The sequence below is a fragment of the Paenibacillus silvestris genome (genome assembly GCF_009882985.1).
GTDB classification, from domain to species: Bacteria; Bacillota; Bacilli; order Paenibacillales; family NBRC-103111; genus Paenibacillus_E; species Paenibacillus_E silvestris.
In genome coordinates this window covers 538,314-555,811 of the sequence record NZ_WTUZ01000039.1, presented here as the reverse complement: position 1 = coordinate 555,811, position 17,498 = coordinate 538,314, and the positions used below count along the sequence as shown (strand labels likewise).

Annotated in this window: 17 protein-coding genes; all 17 read right to left on the bottom strand. The window is 47.0% G+C overall.

From position 1 onward, the window contains the following. Positions 1–40: 40 nt before the first annotated feature. Positions 41–250, bottom strand: a complete 210-nt coding sequence (locus GQF01_RS31590) for an alpha/beta-type small acid-soluble spore protein (RefSeq protein WP_161411024.1) — start codon at positions 248–250, stop codon at positions 41–43. 55 nt (positions 251–305) lie between these two features. Beyond that, positions 306–842 carry a hypothetical protein gene (locus GQF01_RS31585; RefSeq protein ID WP_161411023.1) on the bottom strand — a complete coding sequence of 179 codons (537 nt, stop codon included), beginning with the start codon at positions 840–842 and terminating at the stop codon, positions 306–308. 121 nt (positions 843–963) lie between these two features. Beyond that, positions 964–1,122: a DUF3934 domain-containing protein gene (locus GQF01_RS31580; RefSeq protein WP_161411022.1), complete on the bottom strand. Its 159-nt coding sequence runs from the start codon at positions 1,120–1,122 to the stop codon at positions 964–966. 61 nt (positions 1,123–1,183) lie between these two features. After that, positions 1,184–2,101 (bottom strand): DMT family transporter, encoded by a 918-nt coding sequence (locus GQF01_RS31575; protein WP_161411021.1) that lies wholly within the window; start codon positions 2,099–2,101, stop codon positions 1,184–1,186. Beyond that, positions 2,098–2,805 (bottom strand): ABC transporter ATP-binding protein, encoded by a 708-nt coding sequence (locus GQF01_RS31570; RefSeq protein ID WP_161411020.1) that lies wholly within the window; start codon positions 2,803–2,805, stop codon positions 2,098–2,100. The genes GQF01_RS31575 and GQF01_RS31570 overlap by 4 nt, the downstream gene beginning before the upstream one ends. Continuing rightward, the gene (locus GQF01_RS31565) at positions 2,802–3,587 is read right to left on the bottom strand and encodes an ABC transporter ATP-binding protein (RefSeq protein ID WP_161411019.1); all 786 of its coding nucleotides are present in this window, start codon (positions 3,585–3,587) and stop codon (positions 2,802–2,804) included. The genes GQF01_RS31570 and GQF01_RS31565 overlap by 4 nt, the downstream gene beginning before the upstream one ends. Further along, positions 3,584–4,870 carry a branched-chain amino acid ABC transporter permease gene (locus tag GQF01_RS31560; protein ID WP_161411018.1) on the bottom strand — a complete coding sequence of 429 codons (1,287 nt, stop codon included), beginning with the start codon at positions 4,868–4,870 and terminating at the stop codon, positions 3,584–3,586. Before GQF01_RS31560 ends, GQF01_RS31565 begins: the two co-directional genes overlap by 4 nt. A 10-nt stretch (positions 4,871–4,880) precedes the next feature. Next, positions 4,881–5,867 carry a branched-chain amino acid ABC transporter permease gene (locus GQF01_RS31555; RefSeq protein ID WP_161411017.1) on the bottom strand — a complete coding sequence of 329 codons (987 nt, stop codon included), beginning with the start codon at positions 5,865–5,867 and terminating at the stop codon, positions 4,881–4,883. 75 nt (positions 5,868–5,942) lie between these two features. Further along, positions 5,943–7,157: a branched-chain amino acid ABC transporter substrate-binding protein gene (locus GQF01_RS31550; RefSeq protein ID WP_161411016.1), complete on the bottom strand. Its 1,215-nt coding sequence runs from the start codon at positions 7,155–7,157 to the stop codon at positions 5,943–5,945. A gap of 1,780 nt (positions 7,158–8,937) precedes the next feature. Then, on the bottom strand, positions 8,938–9,909 hold the full coding sequence (locus tag GQF01_RS31545) for a C40 family peptidase (protein WP_235960720.1): 972 nt from the start codon (positions 9,907–9,909) through the stop codon (positions 8,938–8,940). An 8-nt stretch (positions 9,910–9,917) separates the two neighbouring features. After that, positions 9,918–11,021: a dipeptide epimerase gene (locus GQF01_RS31540; RefSeq protein WP_161411015.1), complete on the bottom strand. Its 1,104-nt coding sequence runs from the start codon at positions 11,019–11,021 to the stop codon at positions 9,918–9,920. A 12-nt stretch (positions 11,022–11,033) separates the two neighbouring features. After that, positions 11,034–11,966, bottom strand: a complete 933-nt coding sequence (locus GQF01_RS31535) for a S66 peptidase family protein (RefSeq protein WP_161411014.1) — start codon at positions 11,964–11,966, stop codon at positions 11,034–11,036. Between the two features lie 74 nt (positions 11,967–12,040). Then, positions 12,041–13,684 (bottom strand): peptide ABC transporter substrate-binding protein, encoded by a 1,644-nt coding sequence (locus GQF01_RS31530; RefSeq protein ID WP_161411013.1) that lies wholly within the window; start codon positions 13,682–13,684, stop codon positions 12,041–12,043. A 31-nt stretch (positions 13,685–13,715) separates the two neighbouring features. Further along, positions 13,716–14,753: an ABC transporter ATP-binding protein gene (locus GQF01_RS31525; protein WP_161411154.1), complete on the bottom strand. Its 1,038-nt coding sequence runs from the start codon at positions 14,751–14,753 to the stop codon at positions 13,716–13,718. A 14-nt stretch (positions 14,754–14,767) separates the two neighbouring features. Continuing rightward, positions 14,768–15,685, bottom strand: coding sequence for an ABC transporter permease (locus tag GQF01_RS31520; protein WP_161411012.1), 918 nt, complete (start codon positions 15,683–15,685; stop codon positions 14,768–14,770). A gap of 3 nt (positions 15,686–15,688) precedes the next feature. Continuing rightward, on the bottom strand, positions 15,689–16,621 hold the full coding sequence (locus GQF01_RS31515) for an ABC transporter permease (RefSeq protein WP_161411011.1): 933 nt from the start codon (positions 16,619–16,621) through the stop codon (positions 15,689–15,691). Between the two features lie 21 nt (positions 16,622–16,642). Beyond that, on the bottom strand, positions 16,643–17,467 hold the full coding sequence (locus GQF01_RS31510) for a M55 family metallopeptidase (RefSeq protein ID WP_161411010.1): 825 nt from the start codon (positions 17,465–17,467) through the stop codon (positions 16,643–16,645). Between the last annotated feature and the right edge of the window lie 31 nt (positions 17,468–17,498).

Genomic DNA, 17,498 nt, shown 5'->3' with positions numbered 1-17,498 from the left:
TCTTTTTAATTCTTGCTTATTGCTTGCTTTACAAAAAAAATTAGCGTCTGAAACCTTGCAATTGTTGTTCCGCTATTTGCACCAACCGTTTGGTGATGGTGCCACCAATCGAGCCTGCATCGCGCGTGGCCAGATTGCCATTGTAACCATTCGGTTGCAAAGCAATCCCTAACTCTTGAGCAACTTCAAATTTCAATTGATTTAAAGCAGCCTTTGCTTCTGGAACAACTAGCGTGTTACTGTTTGCCATTAATAAATCACTCCTTCTCGTGGTGTAATCTTATAATGTGGAGTGTAAGGAAGTCTTATACATTCAAATTTAAAGAAGTTAAATTTCTTGCTCTGTTCATAATTTTGAGGAACGTTTGCAGATCCTCCGTTGCCACATCTTCATTACTTTTAACCACAGTAACGCTTTCCTTCTGACTTCTCAATTCATTAATTTCAAGTTTGAGCTTTGAGTTTTCATGAATTAATTGTTCAAACTTTAGCGCCTGATCCTTCGCGATCTTAATAATTTGTCTAAAAGCATCTTCATATTTCGGCATCATCGGTTCATCTTCTAGTGTTGGCATGCCAGAAATGGTTGCATGAATGTCTCTTTTTTGTTGCTTGCGCTTCATCCTAAATAATTTGGCGTCATTGATCTCGGTTTCGTATTGATGACGCAGTTCTTTATTCCATCGAAATCCACATGCGGCAGCTGTACGATTCAATCTACTTGCTGAATCTTCGAATGCTGCAAGCTGCGTACTTCCATTTTTAATATGACTAATTACGGTTTGAGCTAATGTTACATCATGATTATCGGTCCAAGCATCTTCTCGTCTTTTATCTTTCATTCTAGTTCACCTTCTTTGATATGTTATTAGAGATTGTTACCTGTAATATTAATTTTATTCAATGTGCATGCATAAAAGACCCACATATCGTATATGTGGGCCTCTTTTAACTAGAAATACACTATCCTTTGTTGCTGGTGCTTACTTTATCATTGCTATCTTTTTTAAGACCTTTGCTTTTATAGGGTTTCGGGGCGCTTTTTGCTTTATTAGCACTAGCTTGCCATCTATTCCAGCCTTTTTTGTCCGTTCCTCTGCCAGTTCCCTTGCCTTTACTCATGTAATCACTCCGTTCCATTAATCGGATAGAAAGCTATTGTATCACGAAAATGGAATTAATCTTAATTTATTCGTCTATTTTTCGGTAGTAAACTATGGATGATCATGCCGACAATCACACAAAACATCCCCATCCAAGACCAAACCGTTGGAAATACCGCACCAAGAATTAACATTTCACCGAGAATGGTAAAAATGATTTCACCGGCTTGCGTCGCTTCTACCGCAGCTAGTTGATGAGATGAGCTTTTCACCCGTTCTGTTGCTGCAAAAAAAAGGACCGTAGCAATCACGCCTGAACAAACGGCCACAATAGCGGATTGACCGACTTGCCCTGCGGTGGGTGCGCCTGCATGAACAACCGCATAGAGTGAGAGTACGATCCATAGAGGTAGACTGGCTATTGTCATACCTAGTACTCGCTGGTAAGTATCTAAGCGATCCTCGCAAACCTCCATCATCTTTCGATTACCTAAAGGATAAGCAAAAGCTGCCAGCAAAACTGGCAACACACCTAATAGAACCTCTTTCACGGACAATTGCTCACCATGATCCACCTGGATAACGATTACACCAAATAAGATAAGGAGAGAAATAAGCAAACCCCGTACAGGGAGTTTTTCCTTGAATAATGGAGCAAGCAAAGAACCCGCAATAATCGTTATCTGCCAAGTAGCTGCAAGTAACCATCCAGGTCCATAGGCGGCGGAAAAGCACAGCGGCACATAAAATAGTCCGAATCCGACAAAACTCCACCCCATCCACGCCCCTATGTTCCTTCTCATTTCATAGAGCAAGCCCCGGAGGTTCCCTCTGGCCCCTACAATCAGCAAGAGCAGAGGAAACATGAACAGATAACGAAGCGAAGCACTCCATACCCAATACCCGCCTGACAGCTCCATGGACCGGTTCATGATGAAGGAAAAAGAGAAAAAGAAGGACGCCAAGATGCCATACAGCATCGGCAGAAATGAATTCATCCCGCAAGATAAGCTTCTTTTACTTGATCGTTGACAAGCAAGGTTTTGGCGTCATCCTCCATAATAATTTCACCAGTCTGTATGACATAACCCCGATTCGCAACTTGCAGAGCTTGATAGGCGTTCTGTTCCACGAGCAGAATCGTCATCCCTGTACGGTTCATCTCCCCAATAATTTCAAAGATTTGATCCACGATAACAGGAGCCAGACCCATCGATGGTTCGTCGAGCAGCAGCATCTTAGGTTTCATCATGAGCGCACGGGCTATTGCAAGCATTTGTTGCTCGCCGCCACTCATCGTGCCTCCGGTTTGGTTCAAGCGTTCGCGCAACCGCGGAAAATAGGCGAAGGACTGCTCCATACGCTCTTTGACCACTTTCTTATCTTTCACGGAAAATGCGCCCATCTCCAAATTCTCTTTGACCGTAAGCTTGGGGAATATACGCCTGCCCTCCGGGACATGAGCGATGCCTTCCATTGCCGCTTGGTGCGGCTGCCAACTCGATATGTCTATATTTTTAAACAGAATAGAGCCTTTCGTCTTCACCTGACCGCAGATGGACTTCAGCGTCGTTGACTTCCCCGCTCCGTTGCAGCCAATCAATGTAACAATTTCTCCCTCATTCACATGAAGTGAGATTCCCTTTAAGGCTTGGATACCTCCATAGTAAGCTTGGACCTCTTGAAGCTGTAATAAGCTCATAACTTCACCTCTTCTGTTAAGGCACTTTTACCTAAATAAGCCTCAATTACACGCGGGTTCGCTCGAACCTCATGCGGAGATCCTTCCGCTATCTTCTCACCATGATCTAGCACTAGGATGTGGTCGGATAGTTCCATGACAAGTTTCATATCGTGCTCAATGAGGATGATGGAAATGTCCATTTCCCGTTGAATGCGCCTGATAAGTTCTGTCAAATCTTTGGTTTCACTCGGATTCATGCCCGCTGCGGGTTCATCCAGCAGCAGTACTTTGGGCTTTGCCGCGAGCGCTCTCGCGATCTCAAGCCGCCTTTGCGCGCCGTAAGAAAGGCTGTTCGCATTCTCATTGAGATAAGAGGCGAGACCTACATATTGCAGCAACCGATAGGCTTGATCCATCGCCTGTTGTTCCTCAAGCCGCGTTTTCGTAAAACCTAGTAAAGTGCTTACTATTCCGCCCCTCAAATGGATATGCATGCCAACCATCACATTTTCTATTACCGTCATATTGCCAAACAATCGTATATTTTGAAAGGTACGCGCGATGCCTTTGCCCGTAATTCGATCAGGCTTAACATTCACAATCGACTTGCCTTCCAATTCGATTTCACCTTCATCAGGCGTATAAATACCGGTAATCATATTAAAAAAAGTCGTTTTCCCGGCACCATTCGGGCCGATAACCGCGGATATTTTCCCTTTTTGAAAATCAAATTGAACACCATTAACGGCAATCAGTCCGCCGAATCGTTTGACTACATGTTTCACTCTGAGAATGGTCATTGAGCGATCCCTCCGCTTTGAGGGGTTATTGGCTGCACGGTCGTTGATGCGATTCGTTCCTGAATCATCTTCTCATTGACCTTGCGATTTCTCACGGAAATCAAGCCGTTGGGCCTAAAGACGGCAAAGAGAATAAGAATAGCCCCAAATATTAAGCGCTGCATCTTGGCTGGAGATAAGGCAAAAGGAATGTGAACGACGCCCTGCAGCGTCAGTTGATTCAGCCAATTCGCAAATTCCGTAAGCACCTGCAAGTTCAGAATCGTAATAAGTGCAGCTCCAAGTATGACTCCGGGAACACTTCCCATTCCGCCTAATACCACCATGACTAATATCGTAATAGATTCCAGTAAGGTAAAGCTGGATGGGTCAATAAACGTCTGTTTGGCCGCAAAAACGACCCCCATCATGCCAGAGAACGAGGCTCCCACAGCAAACGCTGTCAGCTTCGTGCGAATTAATGGAACTCCCATCGATTGAGCGGCAATTTCATTTTCTCGAACCGCTTTCCATGAACGTCCTATGCGAGAATGTTCGAATCGTTTTACCCCGAAAATCACGAACGCCAAGATCGCAATCACAATGAAATAAAATTCATGCGGATGCGTGAATTCAAGTCCGAATAGATCCGGCGGCTTAATCGATGATATGCCCTTTGCGCCGTTCGTAATATTAATCGGTTTCTCCAGGTTATTGAAGATGATCCGCACAATTTCACCGAAGCCCAAAGTCACGATCGCAAGGTAATCTCCTTTCACCCTAAGAACGGGCAGACCGAGAAGAATACCGAACAGAGCAGCCATAAATCCGCCAATAAAAATGAACAGCCAAAACGTAGAACCTGAAAGCGGGAAGAAATCGCCTGATAGGAACTTGTTTGCTTGAGGCGTTGAGAAGATACCGTACGTGTAAGCTCCAATTGCGAAAAAAGCGACAAAACCCAGATCTAGCAAGCCTGCAAAACCAACCACAATATTGAGTCCAAGCGCCATTGCGATATAAATTCCACTTTGCGTAGCAACTTCCATATATGATTCGTAGGCAGGGCCTCCTGATGAAGCAAATGGAATAATAAGAATAACCAGAATACCGCCGATGAGCCATTTGACCTTAGTCGTGAAGGAAGTGTAGTGAAGCAGCAGCAAGGATGCCAGCAATAATAAAAAGGCGATGACCGATTTCGCCATCAGATAGACACTTAGCGCTGATACCAAGACGAGCAGGGCAAGGATGAGGGCTTGCATTTTCGAGTTCTGCGCTAACGCCTGTTTTATTTTATCCATAATGAGTCACCTACACTTTCTCCTTGACGGCTTTGCCAAACAGACCTTCCGGCTTAAAAATCAATACGATGATTAGAATCATGAAAGCAAACACATCTTTGTACTCAGAACCGAAGCTGCCGCCTGTCAGCAAACCCAGATTAGAAGAAGCAAACATCTCTAGAACGCCAATAACCAGTCCACCAAACATGGCACCTCGAATATTGCCTATGCCACCTAGAACAGCTGCCGTGAACGCTTTCAATCCTAGTATATAGCCGATAAAAGGATCGATTGTCCCATACTGCTGCGCAAATAGAACCCCTGTAGCACCACCCAAAGCTGATCCGATAAAAAAAGTTAGGATAATGATTTTATTCACATTTATCGACATTAACGAAGCCGTTTCACGGTCTTGCGCAACCGCCCGCATAGCCACCCCCCATTTGGTCCGATTAACAAAGAAATCAAGACCGATCATTAGGAGCACAGCCACTACGATGATGATGACCGTATTGGTTTTCAAAGAAGCGTCTCCGAGCCATGATCCGAGAGATGATGTGCCGATGGTCATATTTTTATCGAATAACGTAATACTGCTAATGATGTAGTTGCCTGTTCGCAATTCGGATATAAAACGAACGAGATCTTGAACCACGAAGGACACACCAATCGCAGAGATTAGAGAGATCAGCTTGGGCGCTTTGCGGAGAGGCTTATAAGCAACTCGTTCAATCCCCACCCCGAGCAGCCCCGTAACCAGCATCGCAATCGCGAGAATTAAAACATAGGCCACCCATCCCGGCATCCCGCCAAGCCATCCTGTCGATTGAAAAAGGAATAAGACGCCCGTTCCAACGAATGCACCCGTCATAAAAATTTCACCATGCGCAAAATTGATCAGTTCGAGAATCCCGTAAACCATGGTATAACCTAAGGCAACGACCGCATAAATAGCTCCTAAAGCAAGCCCGTCGATCAATACTTGGGGAAGTGAATGCAGGATGTTAAGGATCATTGAGCTTCTCCTTTCGCTGATGAATGAAACGTAAAGAGGTATATCTGCTAAGCACATACCTCTTTACTTAATTTCTTACTTGCCCACTTCAGAAATCATCGTGCCTGGATATTTCGGACCCTCAAATTTGTAAATAAATACTTTGGCATATGTATTGTCACCTTTGCCATCGAAGGAAACCTTCGTCGCTACACCTTGGAAGTCTTTGGTAGCGCGTACAGCATCGCGAACTTTATCACGGGCAGGCACTTTCCCACCGTCTGCCGTGCTCGCGGCTTTAATGCTGTTAAGAATGATCGTCATACAGTCATAGGCGTATGCGGAGTATCCATCTGGGGCTTTACCGAATTTGGTTTTGTATTGCTCCGCCCATTTCAACCCATCTGGCGATTTGGTAATATCCGTTGAAATAGAAGCGTACAAAGCATCTTTTACTTTGTCACCAGCGACATCAACCAGACCTTGCGTGTCCCAGCCGTCAGCCCCCATGAAAGGTGCTGTAATTCCTTTGTCGCGTGCTTGCTTGATCAGCAGCCCGCCCTCGGCATATAGGCCTCCGAAGAATACGAAATCCGGCTTCTTGCTAAGCGCGATGTTCAGCACCCCGTTGAAATCCTTCTCACCTACGGTAATTCCCTCATAGCCGACGATGTTGGCCCCTTGCTTAGTCGCTGCGTCTTTGAACGCTTCTGCTAAACCTTGGCCGTAAGCTGTTTTGTCTTGGATGACGAATATATTTTTGGCTTTCACTGTTTTAAAAGCATAATCAGCTGCTGCTGGGCCTTGGAAATCATCCCTAGCAACGATGCGGTTCACGACCTTCAGATTACGATCGGTTACCTCCGTTGCCGTATTCGACGGTGAAACCATCACGATATTGTTCTTCTCGTACACGACGGAGGAGGGGATCGCTACGCCCGAGTTCATATGCCCGACAATTCCGAGAATGGCTGGGTCAGCACTGATGATTTCGGCATTGGCAACGCCTTTCTTGGGATCTGCTTGGTCGTCATAGGGGATTAATTGGAGTTCAAAGCCCAGCTTGGCAAACTCCTCTTTGTGGTCATCCAAGGACATCTGGGCACCAAGCTTAATAGCTTCACCTTGAACGGCGCTGCCTCCCGACAATGGGGACTGAGTAGCAATTTTGATGACGCTCTTCGTGACTGTGCCGCTGGGTGTCGTTGTTCCTGGAGCAGAGCTTGAAGTTGTTTCATTTCCGCATCCTGCCAACATACTAATGGCAAGCGCCGAGACTGAGATCAATAGAGCCGTCTTTTTCAAAATCATGAAACATCCTCCTCAGATAGTTTGATACGCAAAAATGCCGATTAAGCAGTATTCAGAACTTCGACTTAAGCTACGAAATTCATACAAAAACTACTTCATCGGCACTTTCAACACATGAACCTTCCCTATTTATATTATTAAAATTCATAGATTATGTCAATTAAACTAACATAAATATAGTAGATGACAAAGGAAATGTGCCTTGTTTGTTATAATTAATGACATTAACAGTTATTTGTTTTCTATTTAATGGAAAATATAACTCTCTGAAACTAGCATTATCGTTTCAAACCCCTTATCGTAGGTCAAAGGAGTCATTTTGCCGTAGTCATCCGATTAGGAAGGCGAAAATGAGGGACCACAGCCCCCCCTCCCACGGCAAATCAGCCGTTTTCGGTGAAATAGCTGACCACAGTTCCGCATTTCTCATGCGGCATCCGGAAACTGAGCACGACACCGCCGGACTTTATGCAGTAAGGGAACTCCGTTCCCTTATTTCAGAAGAAACTGGATTCCAGCGGGGTCCAGGAGAACTGCAGGGTCTTATTTCGCCCCAATCGTCCGAGTATCCGATCAGAACGACGAAATAAGGGACCACAGTTCCGCATTTCTCATGCGGCACTTGGAAACTAAGCACGAAACCACCAGACCCCATTGAGTAAGGGAACTCTATTCCCTTATTTCAGAAGAAACTGGATCCCAGCGGGATTCCGGGGAACTACAGGAGCTTATTTCATCCCAATTGCCGCAATATCCGATCAGAACGGTGAAATAAGAGACCACAGTTCCGCATTTCTCATGCGGCATCCGGAAACTGAGCACGACACCACGAGACCCCATGAAATAACTACAGTTCCGTACGAAAGAGCTGCAGCATGAGACTCTCCCTCTTTCGCCAACAGAATAAAAAACCCGACGAATCAATCTTCGTCAGGACATTTCGCTAGCTACTTTACCAACCTTCACCCTCCACTCACGCAACTCACCATACAACCAACTTCCACCTCACCACCAATAACAAATCACAAAAAACCTTAACGAGAATCCTGCTAAGAATTCACTTAGTGAACCGAAACCATCCCCAGTTCCCCGCCTCTCACGGGTTACCCGAAAACTGAGTACAACACCACAGTTCCGTACGAAAGAGCTGCAGCATGAGACTCTCCCTCTTTCGCCAGCAGAATAAAATACCTGACGAATCAACCTTCGTCAGGACATTTCGCTAGCTACTTTACCAACCTTCGCCCTACACTCACGCAACTCACCATACAGCCAACTTCCACCTCACCCGCCAATAACAAATCACAATAAAACTTAGCGAGAATCCCGCTAAGAATTCACTTAGTGAACCGAAGCCGTCCCCAGTCCCCCGCCTCTCACGGGTTACCCGAAAGCTGAGCACGACACCACCAGATCTTATACAGTAACGGAACTCCGTTCCCTTATTTCAGAAAAAAACTGGATTCCAGTGGGGTCCATGGGAACTGCAGGGTCTTATTTCCCTCCGAAAGAGCTGCAGCACAAGCTCCCGTACCAGCATAAAAAAAGCCTGACGAATCAATCTTCGTCAGGACATTTCACTAGCTACTTCACCAACCTTCACCCTCCACTCACGCAACTCACCATACAACCAACTTCCACCTCACCACCAATAACAAATCACAAAAAAACCTTAGCGAGAATCCCGCTTAGGCCTCGCACAGGGAACTGTAGCCCCCTCCCGTACGACAAAACAAAAAGCACGTAAGATCAGCATCTTACGTACTTTCCACAAATTACCCTACTTCCAATATCGCCTAGACTCACAATGCTCTCGAGCCAGCTTAAATGTTCTCATATCCACCAATTCAATAGACTTGGTAGTTTCAGGGGAATGAATCATCTGATTATCCCCTGCATAAATGCCCACATGATGAATAGATCCTTTACCTTCCTCATGGGCGAAAAAGACCAAGTCCCCCGCTTCCAGCTGCTCTCGCTCAACAGGAGTTCCTTGTTTGGCTTGGTCGGAGGCATCTCTAGGAATCAAAATCCCAAAATATCTATGCATGGCATGCGCCAAGCCAGAGCAGTCAAAGCCGTAGGAGGATGCTCCTCCCCATAGATAAGGCAGATCCAGAAACCTCTTCGCCTGTTCCACGATCCCTCGCCCAATGTTGACTACCCCTGCCTGAGAAACTAAAGGACCATCCATCAAGCGGATGTCATCCGCTTTCAGAAATCCCTCCCCCTCTGGCGTCTGTACTTTCACCAGCTTGTCCATTTCCTCCAGGACCGGCAGAGAGGTCAGATAGCTCAGCTCAATTAACTGTTGGGACGGACTCTTATACAACCACGCTTTATCGGAAATCACTTCGGCTCTCTTCAAGCCGGACGGGGCATCCGACTCTTCAACCAACTGCCGGCTTGGCACCCAGCCAGGATAACCCATTGCATCCTTGCGAGTTCCCTGCTGAGGGATTAGCACCTTACTCCACCCATCGCTTTCCTCCACGACAAGCACAGCTGAACCATACAGAACCTGTGTCTGAACCCGGCTCGCCAGACACAAATCCAGCCTTTCACTAAGCGTCATGCTCGCCAGCCATTCTCTCATTTCAACCGGATACCTCAGCACAGGCTCATCCACGGGACGCGGCGAATCCGGCTTGCTCCATACGACTGCAACAGAAACAGCGACCAGCATTCGTTTTGGCATACTCTCGCTCTCGCTCTTGCTCATACTCTCGCTCACGCCCTTATTCATGCTCATATCCATACTCACGATCCCACTGGAGCTTGGCTGTGAACCACATCGAGAATACCAAGTCCAGTTGCTTTCGGGAAGGTCATTACCCTTCCATCATACTGCACACCACCAACGACAATATCCTGAAGCATCATTAACGGCGCATCGAAATCACAACGGGTAATATTCTTCTTGCTAGCAGCAAGATGAGCAGCAGCCGTTACAGCCACACGGGATTCAATCATGCTGCCCACCATACACTCGACTCCAAATTCTTCCGCAATATGATTAATAATTTGCGCTTTGTATATTCCGCCCGATTTCATCAATTTGATATTAATCAGGTCAGCCGCACGGCATTTCAGCACCTCGAAGGCTTGAACGGGTGAAAACACGCTCTCATCGGCCATAATGGGAGTTTCCACATGATCTGTCACCATCTTCAGTCCTTCGATGTCTCCCGCTTTCACCGGCTGCTCAACCAGTTCAATGTCGAGTCCCAAATCCTCCATCCGCCGAATCGTGCGAATAGCATCCTTCACCTGCCAGCCTTGATTCGCATCAATACGTATTTTCACACCACTACCTATGCATCTGCGGATTTCCTTGATCCTTTCAATATCCTCCAGGATATCGTCCTTACCCACTTTAATCTTCAATACATTGAAGCCATCCTGCACATAACGAGCCGCGTCTTCTCCCATTTCCTTCGGGGAATTGACACTAACCGTAAAATCTGTTTCAATCTGATCCTTATAACCGCCAAGGAACTGATATAACGGCAAACCACAGTTTTGCGCGACAAGATCGTAGATCGCCATATCCACGGCCGCTTTTGCACTGCTGCTTCCAATCATCGATTGATGAATCTCCTGCAGGATGCGTTCGTAAGCAAGCAAGCTTTTGCCCACCAACAAAGGAGTGAATGTATGTACAATAGCCGAATGGATGCTATCCAAGCTGTCACCTGTTATGACAATGGTCGCCGGGGCTTCCCCCCAACCAACTCTGCCGTCAGTACTCTTAATTCGGACAATGATAGACTCCGTACTGTACACGGTACGCAGCGCTGTTTTAAATGGCTTCTTAAGCGGAGTTGACTGCCGCATGACCTCAATACTTTGAATAATGCTCATGTTATTGCCTCCTTATGCCTCTACACCGGGTTCCGTGCATGCAAGCAACTTCTCGTAAGTACTCATCCTCGCTCTCACACCTATGGGAATCGCAATATTCGGCGAGCAGTGACCAATCCTGAATCCGGATAAAGTCGGCTTCCCAGCAGGAACGATGTGATGGTCAAAAATCTCTTCTAAAGTAAACGACACTTTACGTTTATCAGGCTCACAATCATGAAAATCACAAATCAGAATACCAGCCGCATCGGCAAATTTCCCAGCGTGCTTGAGTTGATTTAACATCCGATCCACCCTGTAAGGCTCTTCGTCAATATCTTCAATAAAAAGCAGTTTCCCTTTTGTATCCAACTCATATGGCGTCCCAAGCGAGCTCACGATTAAAGAGAGATTTCCTCCAACAAGCGGTCCAGCAGCTTCTCCTTCCACTAACACTTGCAGTGGGGAAATCTCTTCTGTATAACGAAGAACGGAAGGACGAAGGAGCGTTTCATAATTCTGAACCGTCAGTGGGTGCAGATCCTCTTTTCCCAGATCAATCAGCATAGGGCCATGAAATGTAATCAATCCAGCAAACCTACTAATAGCCGCGTGCAAAAAGGTAATATCACTGTATCCCCAAAAAATCTTCGGATTCGCACGAATTAAGCCATAGTCCAGCAAATCCGCGATTCTCCCGGTTCCATACCCACCACGTGCACAAATGATAGCTTTGATAGCAGGATCAGCAAACATAGCATTCAGCTCCCCAGCCCGCTCCTCATCCGTACCCGCTAGGTAGCCATGCTTCTTGAACAAGGTATCTCCAAGCCTAACCCGCAGCCCCATTTTCTCCAAAATGGTTGATGCCGCCTTCACCTGTTCCGTATCTACCCAACATGCCGGCGCCATAATACCCACTGTATCGCCAGGGCTTAGCCGCCTTGGTTTTATAAGCTCTGCCATGATGACAAGACTCCTTTCCCGCATGAAAAAAGGGAGAAACACCCCTTAAAGGTGCATCCCTCCATCTCCCAAATTTATTTCAGATCTGCCCATTTAAAGTCCAAGAAGCCAAAAGCATGTCTAACGACACCTTCCAATTTATCGCTTTGCAGGTAAGTGGAGTTGTAGAAGTAAAGCGGCAGAACCGGAGCTTCGTCCATCAAAATCTTCTCAGCATCATGCATCATTTTGTATCGTTTAGCCTCATCCGTTTCCACATAGGCATCTTTGATCAATTTATCATACGTAGGATTTACCCACCCTGTACGACTGAACGGATTCGTCGATTGAAAGCCATCAAGGAAATTGATCGGATCCGCAAAATCCGGCAGGAAAGAAGAACGAGACAACTGCAGCTGTAGACCTTTTTGTTCCGTAGTCAGCACTTTCCCTTCTTTGTTTGCCAGTTTCACATCGATACCTAAGTTATCTTTGAGCATGGCTTGCAGCGTTTGGGCAATTCGTTGACTAACATCATTGGTGTTATACGTCAAAGTGACTTCAGGCAGCTTCGTGTATCCCTTTTCCTGCATCCCTTTTTCCAGGAGCTTCTTCGCTTCGCCCGCATCAAACTTGATCAAGCTGCCGCCAACTTTACGGAAATCTCCACCCGCAGGATCGGTAAGCCCTGGAGACACATAACCATCAGCTGGTTTTTGCTTTTGCTTCAAAACCAAATCCACAAGTTTCTGCCTGTCTACAGCCGCAACAAATGCTTTACGAATGTTGACGTTATCGAACGGTGCCATTTTCACATTAAAACGATAGAACGCCGTACCTGCTGCATCCTCCACCTTCACCTTGTTGTCTGCGAACAATTTATCGCTCATGTCAGCCGGAATCGAACCTGTTGTATGAAGCTCTCCGGTAGTGAAGAGCTGGTAAGCTGTGTTCGTGTCATTGATCATTTTGAAAGTAACACCAGACAGCTTTACATTTGCGACATCCCAGTATTGATCGTTTTTTACCATTTTAAGCTCGCTATCGTGTTTCCATTCCGTAATTTTGAAAGGTCCGTTACTTACAATCGTAGCTGCCTCGCCCGCCCATTTGGCATTGCCTTCCACTGTAGCCTTATGTACCGGGAAAAAGGCAGGACTGGAAACCATGCCCACTAACCATGAAGCAGGCTGTGTCAACGTAACCTCCAGCGTCTTATCGTCCAGCGCCTTGATTTTCACGTTGTCCGCCGACCCCTTGCCGGAGTTGAATGCTTCAGCGCCTTCAATAGGGTAGGCCAGGAATGCCGCATCAGATGCTGTTTTAGGATCCAACAGACGCTTCCAGGCGTACTCGAAGTCAGCAGCTTTCACTGGATCTCCGTTAGACCATTTGATACCGTCGCGCAGCGTAAAGGTAACCTTCTTCCCATCCGGCGCGATTTTCCACTCTTTCGCCATTGCCGGCTCTGGCGTCTGGTTTTTGCCAAGACGCGTCAATCCTTCGAAAGCATTATTAACAACGTCGTAGGAAACTTGGTCAAATCCTTTTGGCGGATCGAGAGATGTTGGTTCTTTTAAATTGTTGTAGAGGAGGACCTTAGACTTCGTTTCTTTGGCAGCTTCTGTCTGGCTAGCCCCAGACGCTTGCGTTCCGGAACCAGGATCTTTGCTGCACCCAGCAAGTAGCGTACTAATTACCAATACGGAGCTGATTAGCAAGGTTGACACTTTTTTCATGTGCACTTCTCCCCTTCGTTCATCGTCTTATTTATCCTAGAGCCGTCATGTTATTTCTCTTGATCGACGGTTGGAATACAACTTGTGCGCGCGGATCCTGAAGCCAACAGGCGACGGAATGTCCACTCGATACAGCAGTCTGCTCCGGCTGATAGATACCGCATACTTCCATGGCATAACTGCAGCGTGCCGCAAAAGCGCAGCCTTGGGGCGGAGCAAACAGATCTGGCGGCGTGCCCGCAATTGGCGTAAGCGGAAGCGACTTATCCGTGTCCAGACGCGGCATGGAAGCCAATAGCCCCTTGGTATAAGGATGTTGGGGGTTGTGGAACAACTCGTCCACAGTCCCTGATTCAACGACCTTGCCGGCATACATCACATTGACCCGGTCAGCCATATTCGCAACAACACCTAGGTCATGCGTGATGATGATAATAGACACTCCTGTTTTCTTCTGGAGCATTTTGAAAAGCTCAATGATTTGCGCTTGAATGGTGACATCAAGCGCAGTCGTGGGCTCATCCGCAATGAGCACCGAAGGTTTGCAAACCGCTGCAATTGCAATCATAATTCGCTGTCTCATGCCACCGCTAAATTCATGCAAATATTGCTTCAAACGCATCTCAGGATTGGAAATGCCAACGAGCCCAAGCATTTCCGTCGCTTGCTTCCGCGCTTCCGCCCGTGATATTTTCTGATGGCGAATAATCCCTTCCATAATCTGCTCACCAATGGAAATCGTAGGATTCAGGGCCGTCATCGCATCTTGGAATATCATCGAAATTTCAGAGCCCCTCAGCTCTCGCAGCTGCTTTTCGCTTAGCTCTGTCAGTTCTCTTCCTTTGTAACGAACACTGCCTTGACTGATCTTCGAACTCTGCTCTGGAAGAAGACGCGTCACACTGCGTGCTGTTACACTTTTGCCGCAGCCGGATTCGCCTACGATAGCCAAAGTCTCTCCTTTGCCTAACGAAAAGCTGACTCCGCGAACAGCCTTCACTTCACCACCATGCGTGGTGAACGAGACATGAAGATTGTCCACTTCCAATATAACGTCGGGCGAGTTTATTGTTTTCACCTAGGCTACCTCCTCCTTTTCGGATTAAAAGCGTCCTGCAAGCCATCACCAACCAAGTTAAAAGCAAGCATCGTGATCGATATGAAAAATGCCGGATAAAACAACCGCCACCATTGCCCTGACAAAATGGTCGAAAGCCCATCATTCGCCATTACGCCCCAGCTTGCAAGTGGAGGCTGAATGCCTAGGCCCAGAAAGCTTAGGAACGCTTCTGCGAATATGGCGGAAGGTACCGAGAACGTCACCTGCACGATAATGACACCTATAGCATTAGGCAGCAAATGCTTGCGGATAATGTAACCCGCGCCACCGCCTAATGTTCTTGCCGCCAACACGTACTCCGATGATTTCAAGCTAAGCACCTGTCCACGCACAATTCTCGCCATGCCAATCCATCCCGTTGCGCTTAAGGCCACAATGATCGTCAGCAGCCCTGGCCCCATGACAACCATTAACAAGATGACTACGAGCAGATAAGGTATCCCGTATAGAAGATCAACGAACCGCATCATGATGTTATCGATTCGTCCTCCCAAGTAACCGGCGATGCCGCCATAAATGATGCCGATGACCAAATCGATGAAAGCCGCCATTAGGCCGATAAACAGGGAGATGCGCGCCCCGTAAAGGATTCGGGCATAGACATCGCGTCCAAGTTCATCCGTGCCGAACCAGTGCGCTCCCGAAGGCTTCTGGTTAGCATCCAGCAGCACTTGCTTCGAATAGCTCTGATCGGTAACGAAAGGCCCAAGTATGGCGATCAGCGCCATCAGAATAATAATGACAAGGCCCGCCATAGCCAATTTATTGGCCCGCAGTCTAATCCAAGCTTCCTGCCAAAATGACAGCCGCATACGAACTATAGCTTCTGATGTCCCTTTATTCTTGGCCATAGGGACAAATAAGGAATCTGGAACGTTCATCGTTTACCCCTCCTTCCTGTGCAGCTTGATGCGGGGGTCAACTAGCCCGTAGGCGATATCCACCAGAAACATCATCATAACGAGCAGCGCGCTGTAGAAGACAGTCGTTCCCATAATGAGCGAGTAATCGCGATTATTAATGCCATCGACGAAATATTTCCCCATTCCCGGAATTGCAAAGATCTTTTCAATAACAAAGCTCCCTGTAAGAACATTGGCCACCAAAGCACCGAGCAGCGTAATAACCGGAAGCACCGCATTTCGAAGCGCGTGCTTGATGACGATCGTAGCCGGTGACAAACCTTTGGCCCTTGCCGTTTCGATGTAGTCGGCGGTTAGAACCTCCAGCATGCTCGCACGGGTCAACCTGGCAATAATCGCAAGCGGGCCAGTCGATAAGGCAAGTGCCGGAAGAATGACATGCTTCCATGTGCCCCAAGTTGCTACCGGAAGGAGTTTCCACTCTACCGCTACATATTTAATTAACAAGGTAGCTACGATGAAGTTAGGTACCGCAATGCCAATAACCGCGAAGATCATCGCGAGATAATCAATTATGCGGTTTTGCCGGAGTGCAGCGACCGTGCCAAGCGCAATTCCTGTGACGATCGAGATCAGGATCGATATGATCCCAAGCTTAAACGAAACAGGAAATCCCCTGCTGATCATGGAATTGACGGTATCGGGAAAGTGGCCGATGGAAGGCCCAAGATCCAATGAAAGCAATGATTTTAAATAAAGCACATACTGCGTCGTAATCGGCTGGTCTAAGTGGTAAAATTCCATCAAATTCTGAACCGCCGTCGGATTCGAACTCTTGCCCTCTTTCTCAAATGGCGACCCCGGAACAGCGTGCATCAAGGCAAAAGTAACCGTAATAATTAGCCACAGTGTGACAATCATGGAGATAAATCTACGAAGAATATATTGCGTCACGCTATCACCCACTCCCGCTTTTTAACAAAATGCCGTTCTCATCGCTAGTTCCGTCATAACCAACATCGCTCGGTACGCCTCAAGAATGTCTTTCGCTTGAAAGGTTACTGTAGGGCTGTTCTCATCTATCATCGTACCTGGCATCAGGTGCGCCCACTCCGCTTGACCATAGTTGGCAAATTCAATCTTCAGCACCGGATGATCCGGCGGCACGAGCGGCTTCACTCTGGCCGCGTTAGCCAGTGCTTCCTTGGTTTTCTCCTGAAGCAGCAGTCCGCTTTTCTCAGGAGTTAAACAGATGGCCGAAGTTCGCGAGATCCGCTTTTTCACAATCGCTGTCGTAACCCCTGGAATTAGTTCCTCCGCTTCAATCGCGGTCTCATCATCCCCGGCAACCAATAGAACAGGCACACCATAATGACCAGCAACATACGCATTGAAACCCAGCTCGCCAATCACCCTATCATTGATATACATATTACGAACGCCGAAAATCATCGTATGGCTTAGGACGCCTTTGGTCGCCGCTCTCGTGTGATAACCTAGAAAAGCCGCACCAGAGAACGAAGCATCCAATCCTTGCACCATGGAAAATGGCTTCACATCGCCTGAAATCAACTGCGTTTCGGGATGCAGCTTCTCGATTAACAGATTATTCATCTTGGAGTGACTATCATTCACAATGACTTCCTTGCAGCCTTCATCAAAAGCAGATCGAATGACATGGTTCGCTTCATCCGTCATAATGTGCTGCCCGCGAGTGTAGTTGTACTGCCTGGAATCTACAAACGTGTTATCAACAAGTCCAGTTATACCTTCCATATCGATAGAAATATAAAGCTTCATGGGTACGCCTCCAGTATTGTAACGTAACAAA

What these genes read in the sequence shown, in the direction of transcription:
- GQF01_RS31590 (WP_161411024.1), bottom strand. Translation starts at nt 250, where the DNA reads ATGGCAAACAGTAACACGCTAGTTGTTCCAGAAGCAAAGGCTGCTTTA.
- GQF01_RS31585 (WP_161411023.1), bottom strand. Translation starts at nt 842, where the DNA reads ATGAAAGATAAAAGACGAGAAGATGCTTGGACCGATAATCATGATGTA.
- GQF01_RS31580 (WP_161411022.1), bottom strand. Translation starts at nt 1,122, where the DNA reads ATGAGTAAAGGCAAGGGAACTGGCAGAGGAACGGACAAAAAAGGCTGG.
- GQF01_RS31575 (WP_161411021.1), bottom strand. Translation starts at nt 2,101, where the DNA reads ATGAATTCATTTCTGCCGATGCTGTATGGCATCTTGGCGTCCTTCTTT.
- GQF01_RS31570 (WP_161411020.1), bottom strand. Translation starts at nt 2,805, where the DNA reads ATGAGCTTATTACAGCTTCAAGAGGTCCAAGCTTACTATGGAGGTATC.
- GQF01_RS31565 (WP_161411019.1), bottom strand. Translation starts at nt 3,587, where the DNA reads ATGACCATTCTCAGAGTGAAACATGTAGTCAAACGATTCGGCGGACTG.
- GQF01_RS31560 (WP_161411018.1), bottom strand. Translation starts at nt 4,870, where the DNA reads ATGGATAAAATAAAACAGGCGTTAGCGCAGAACTCGAAAATGCAAGCC.
- GQF01_RS31555 (WP_161411017.1), bottom strand. Translation starts at nt 5,867, where the DNA reads ATGATCCTTAACATCCTGCATTCACTTCCCCAAGTATTGATCGACGGG.
- GQF01_RS31550 (WP_161411016.1), bottom strand. Translation starts at nt 7,157, where the DNA reads ATGATTTTGAAAAAGACGGCTCTATTGATCTCAGTCTCGGCGCTTGCC.
- GQF01_RS31545 (WP_235960720.1), bottom strand. Translation starts at nt 9,909, where the DNA reads ATGAGCATGAATAAGGGCGTGAGCGAGAGTATGAGCAAGAGCGAGAGC.
- GQF01_RS31540 (WP_161411015.1), bottom strand. Translation starts at nt 11,021, where the DNA reads ATGAGCATTATTCAAAGTATTGAGGTCATGCGGCAGTCAACTCCGCTT.
- GQF01_RS31535 (WP_161411014.1), bottom strand. Translation starts at nt 11,966, where the DNA reads ATGGCAGAGCTTATAAAACCAAGGCGGCTAAGCCCTGGCGATACAGTG.
- GQF01_RS31530 (WP_161411013.1), bottom strand. Translation starts at nt 13,684, where the DNA reads ATGAAAAAAGTGTCAACCTTGCTAATCAGCTCCGTATTGGTAATTAGT.
- GQF01_RS31520 (WP_161411012.1), bottom strand. Translation starts at nt 15,685, where the DNA reads ATGAACGTTCCAGATTCCTTATTTGTCCCTATGGCCAAGAATAAAGGG.
- GQF01_RS31510 (WP_161411010.1), bottom strand. Translation starts at nt 17,467, where the DNA reads ATGAAGCTTTATATTTCTATCGATATGGAAGGTATAACTGGACTTGTT.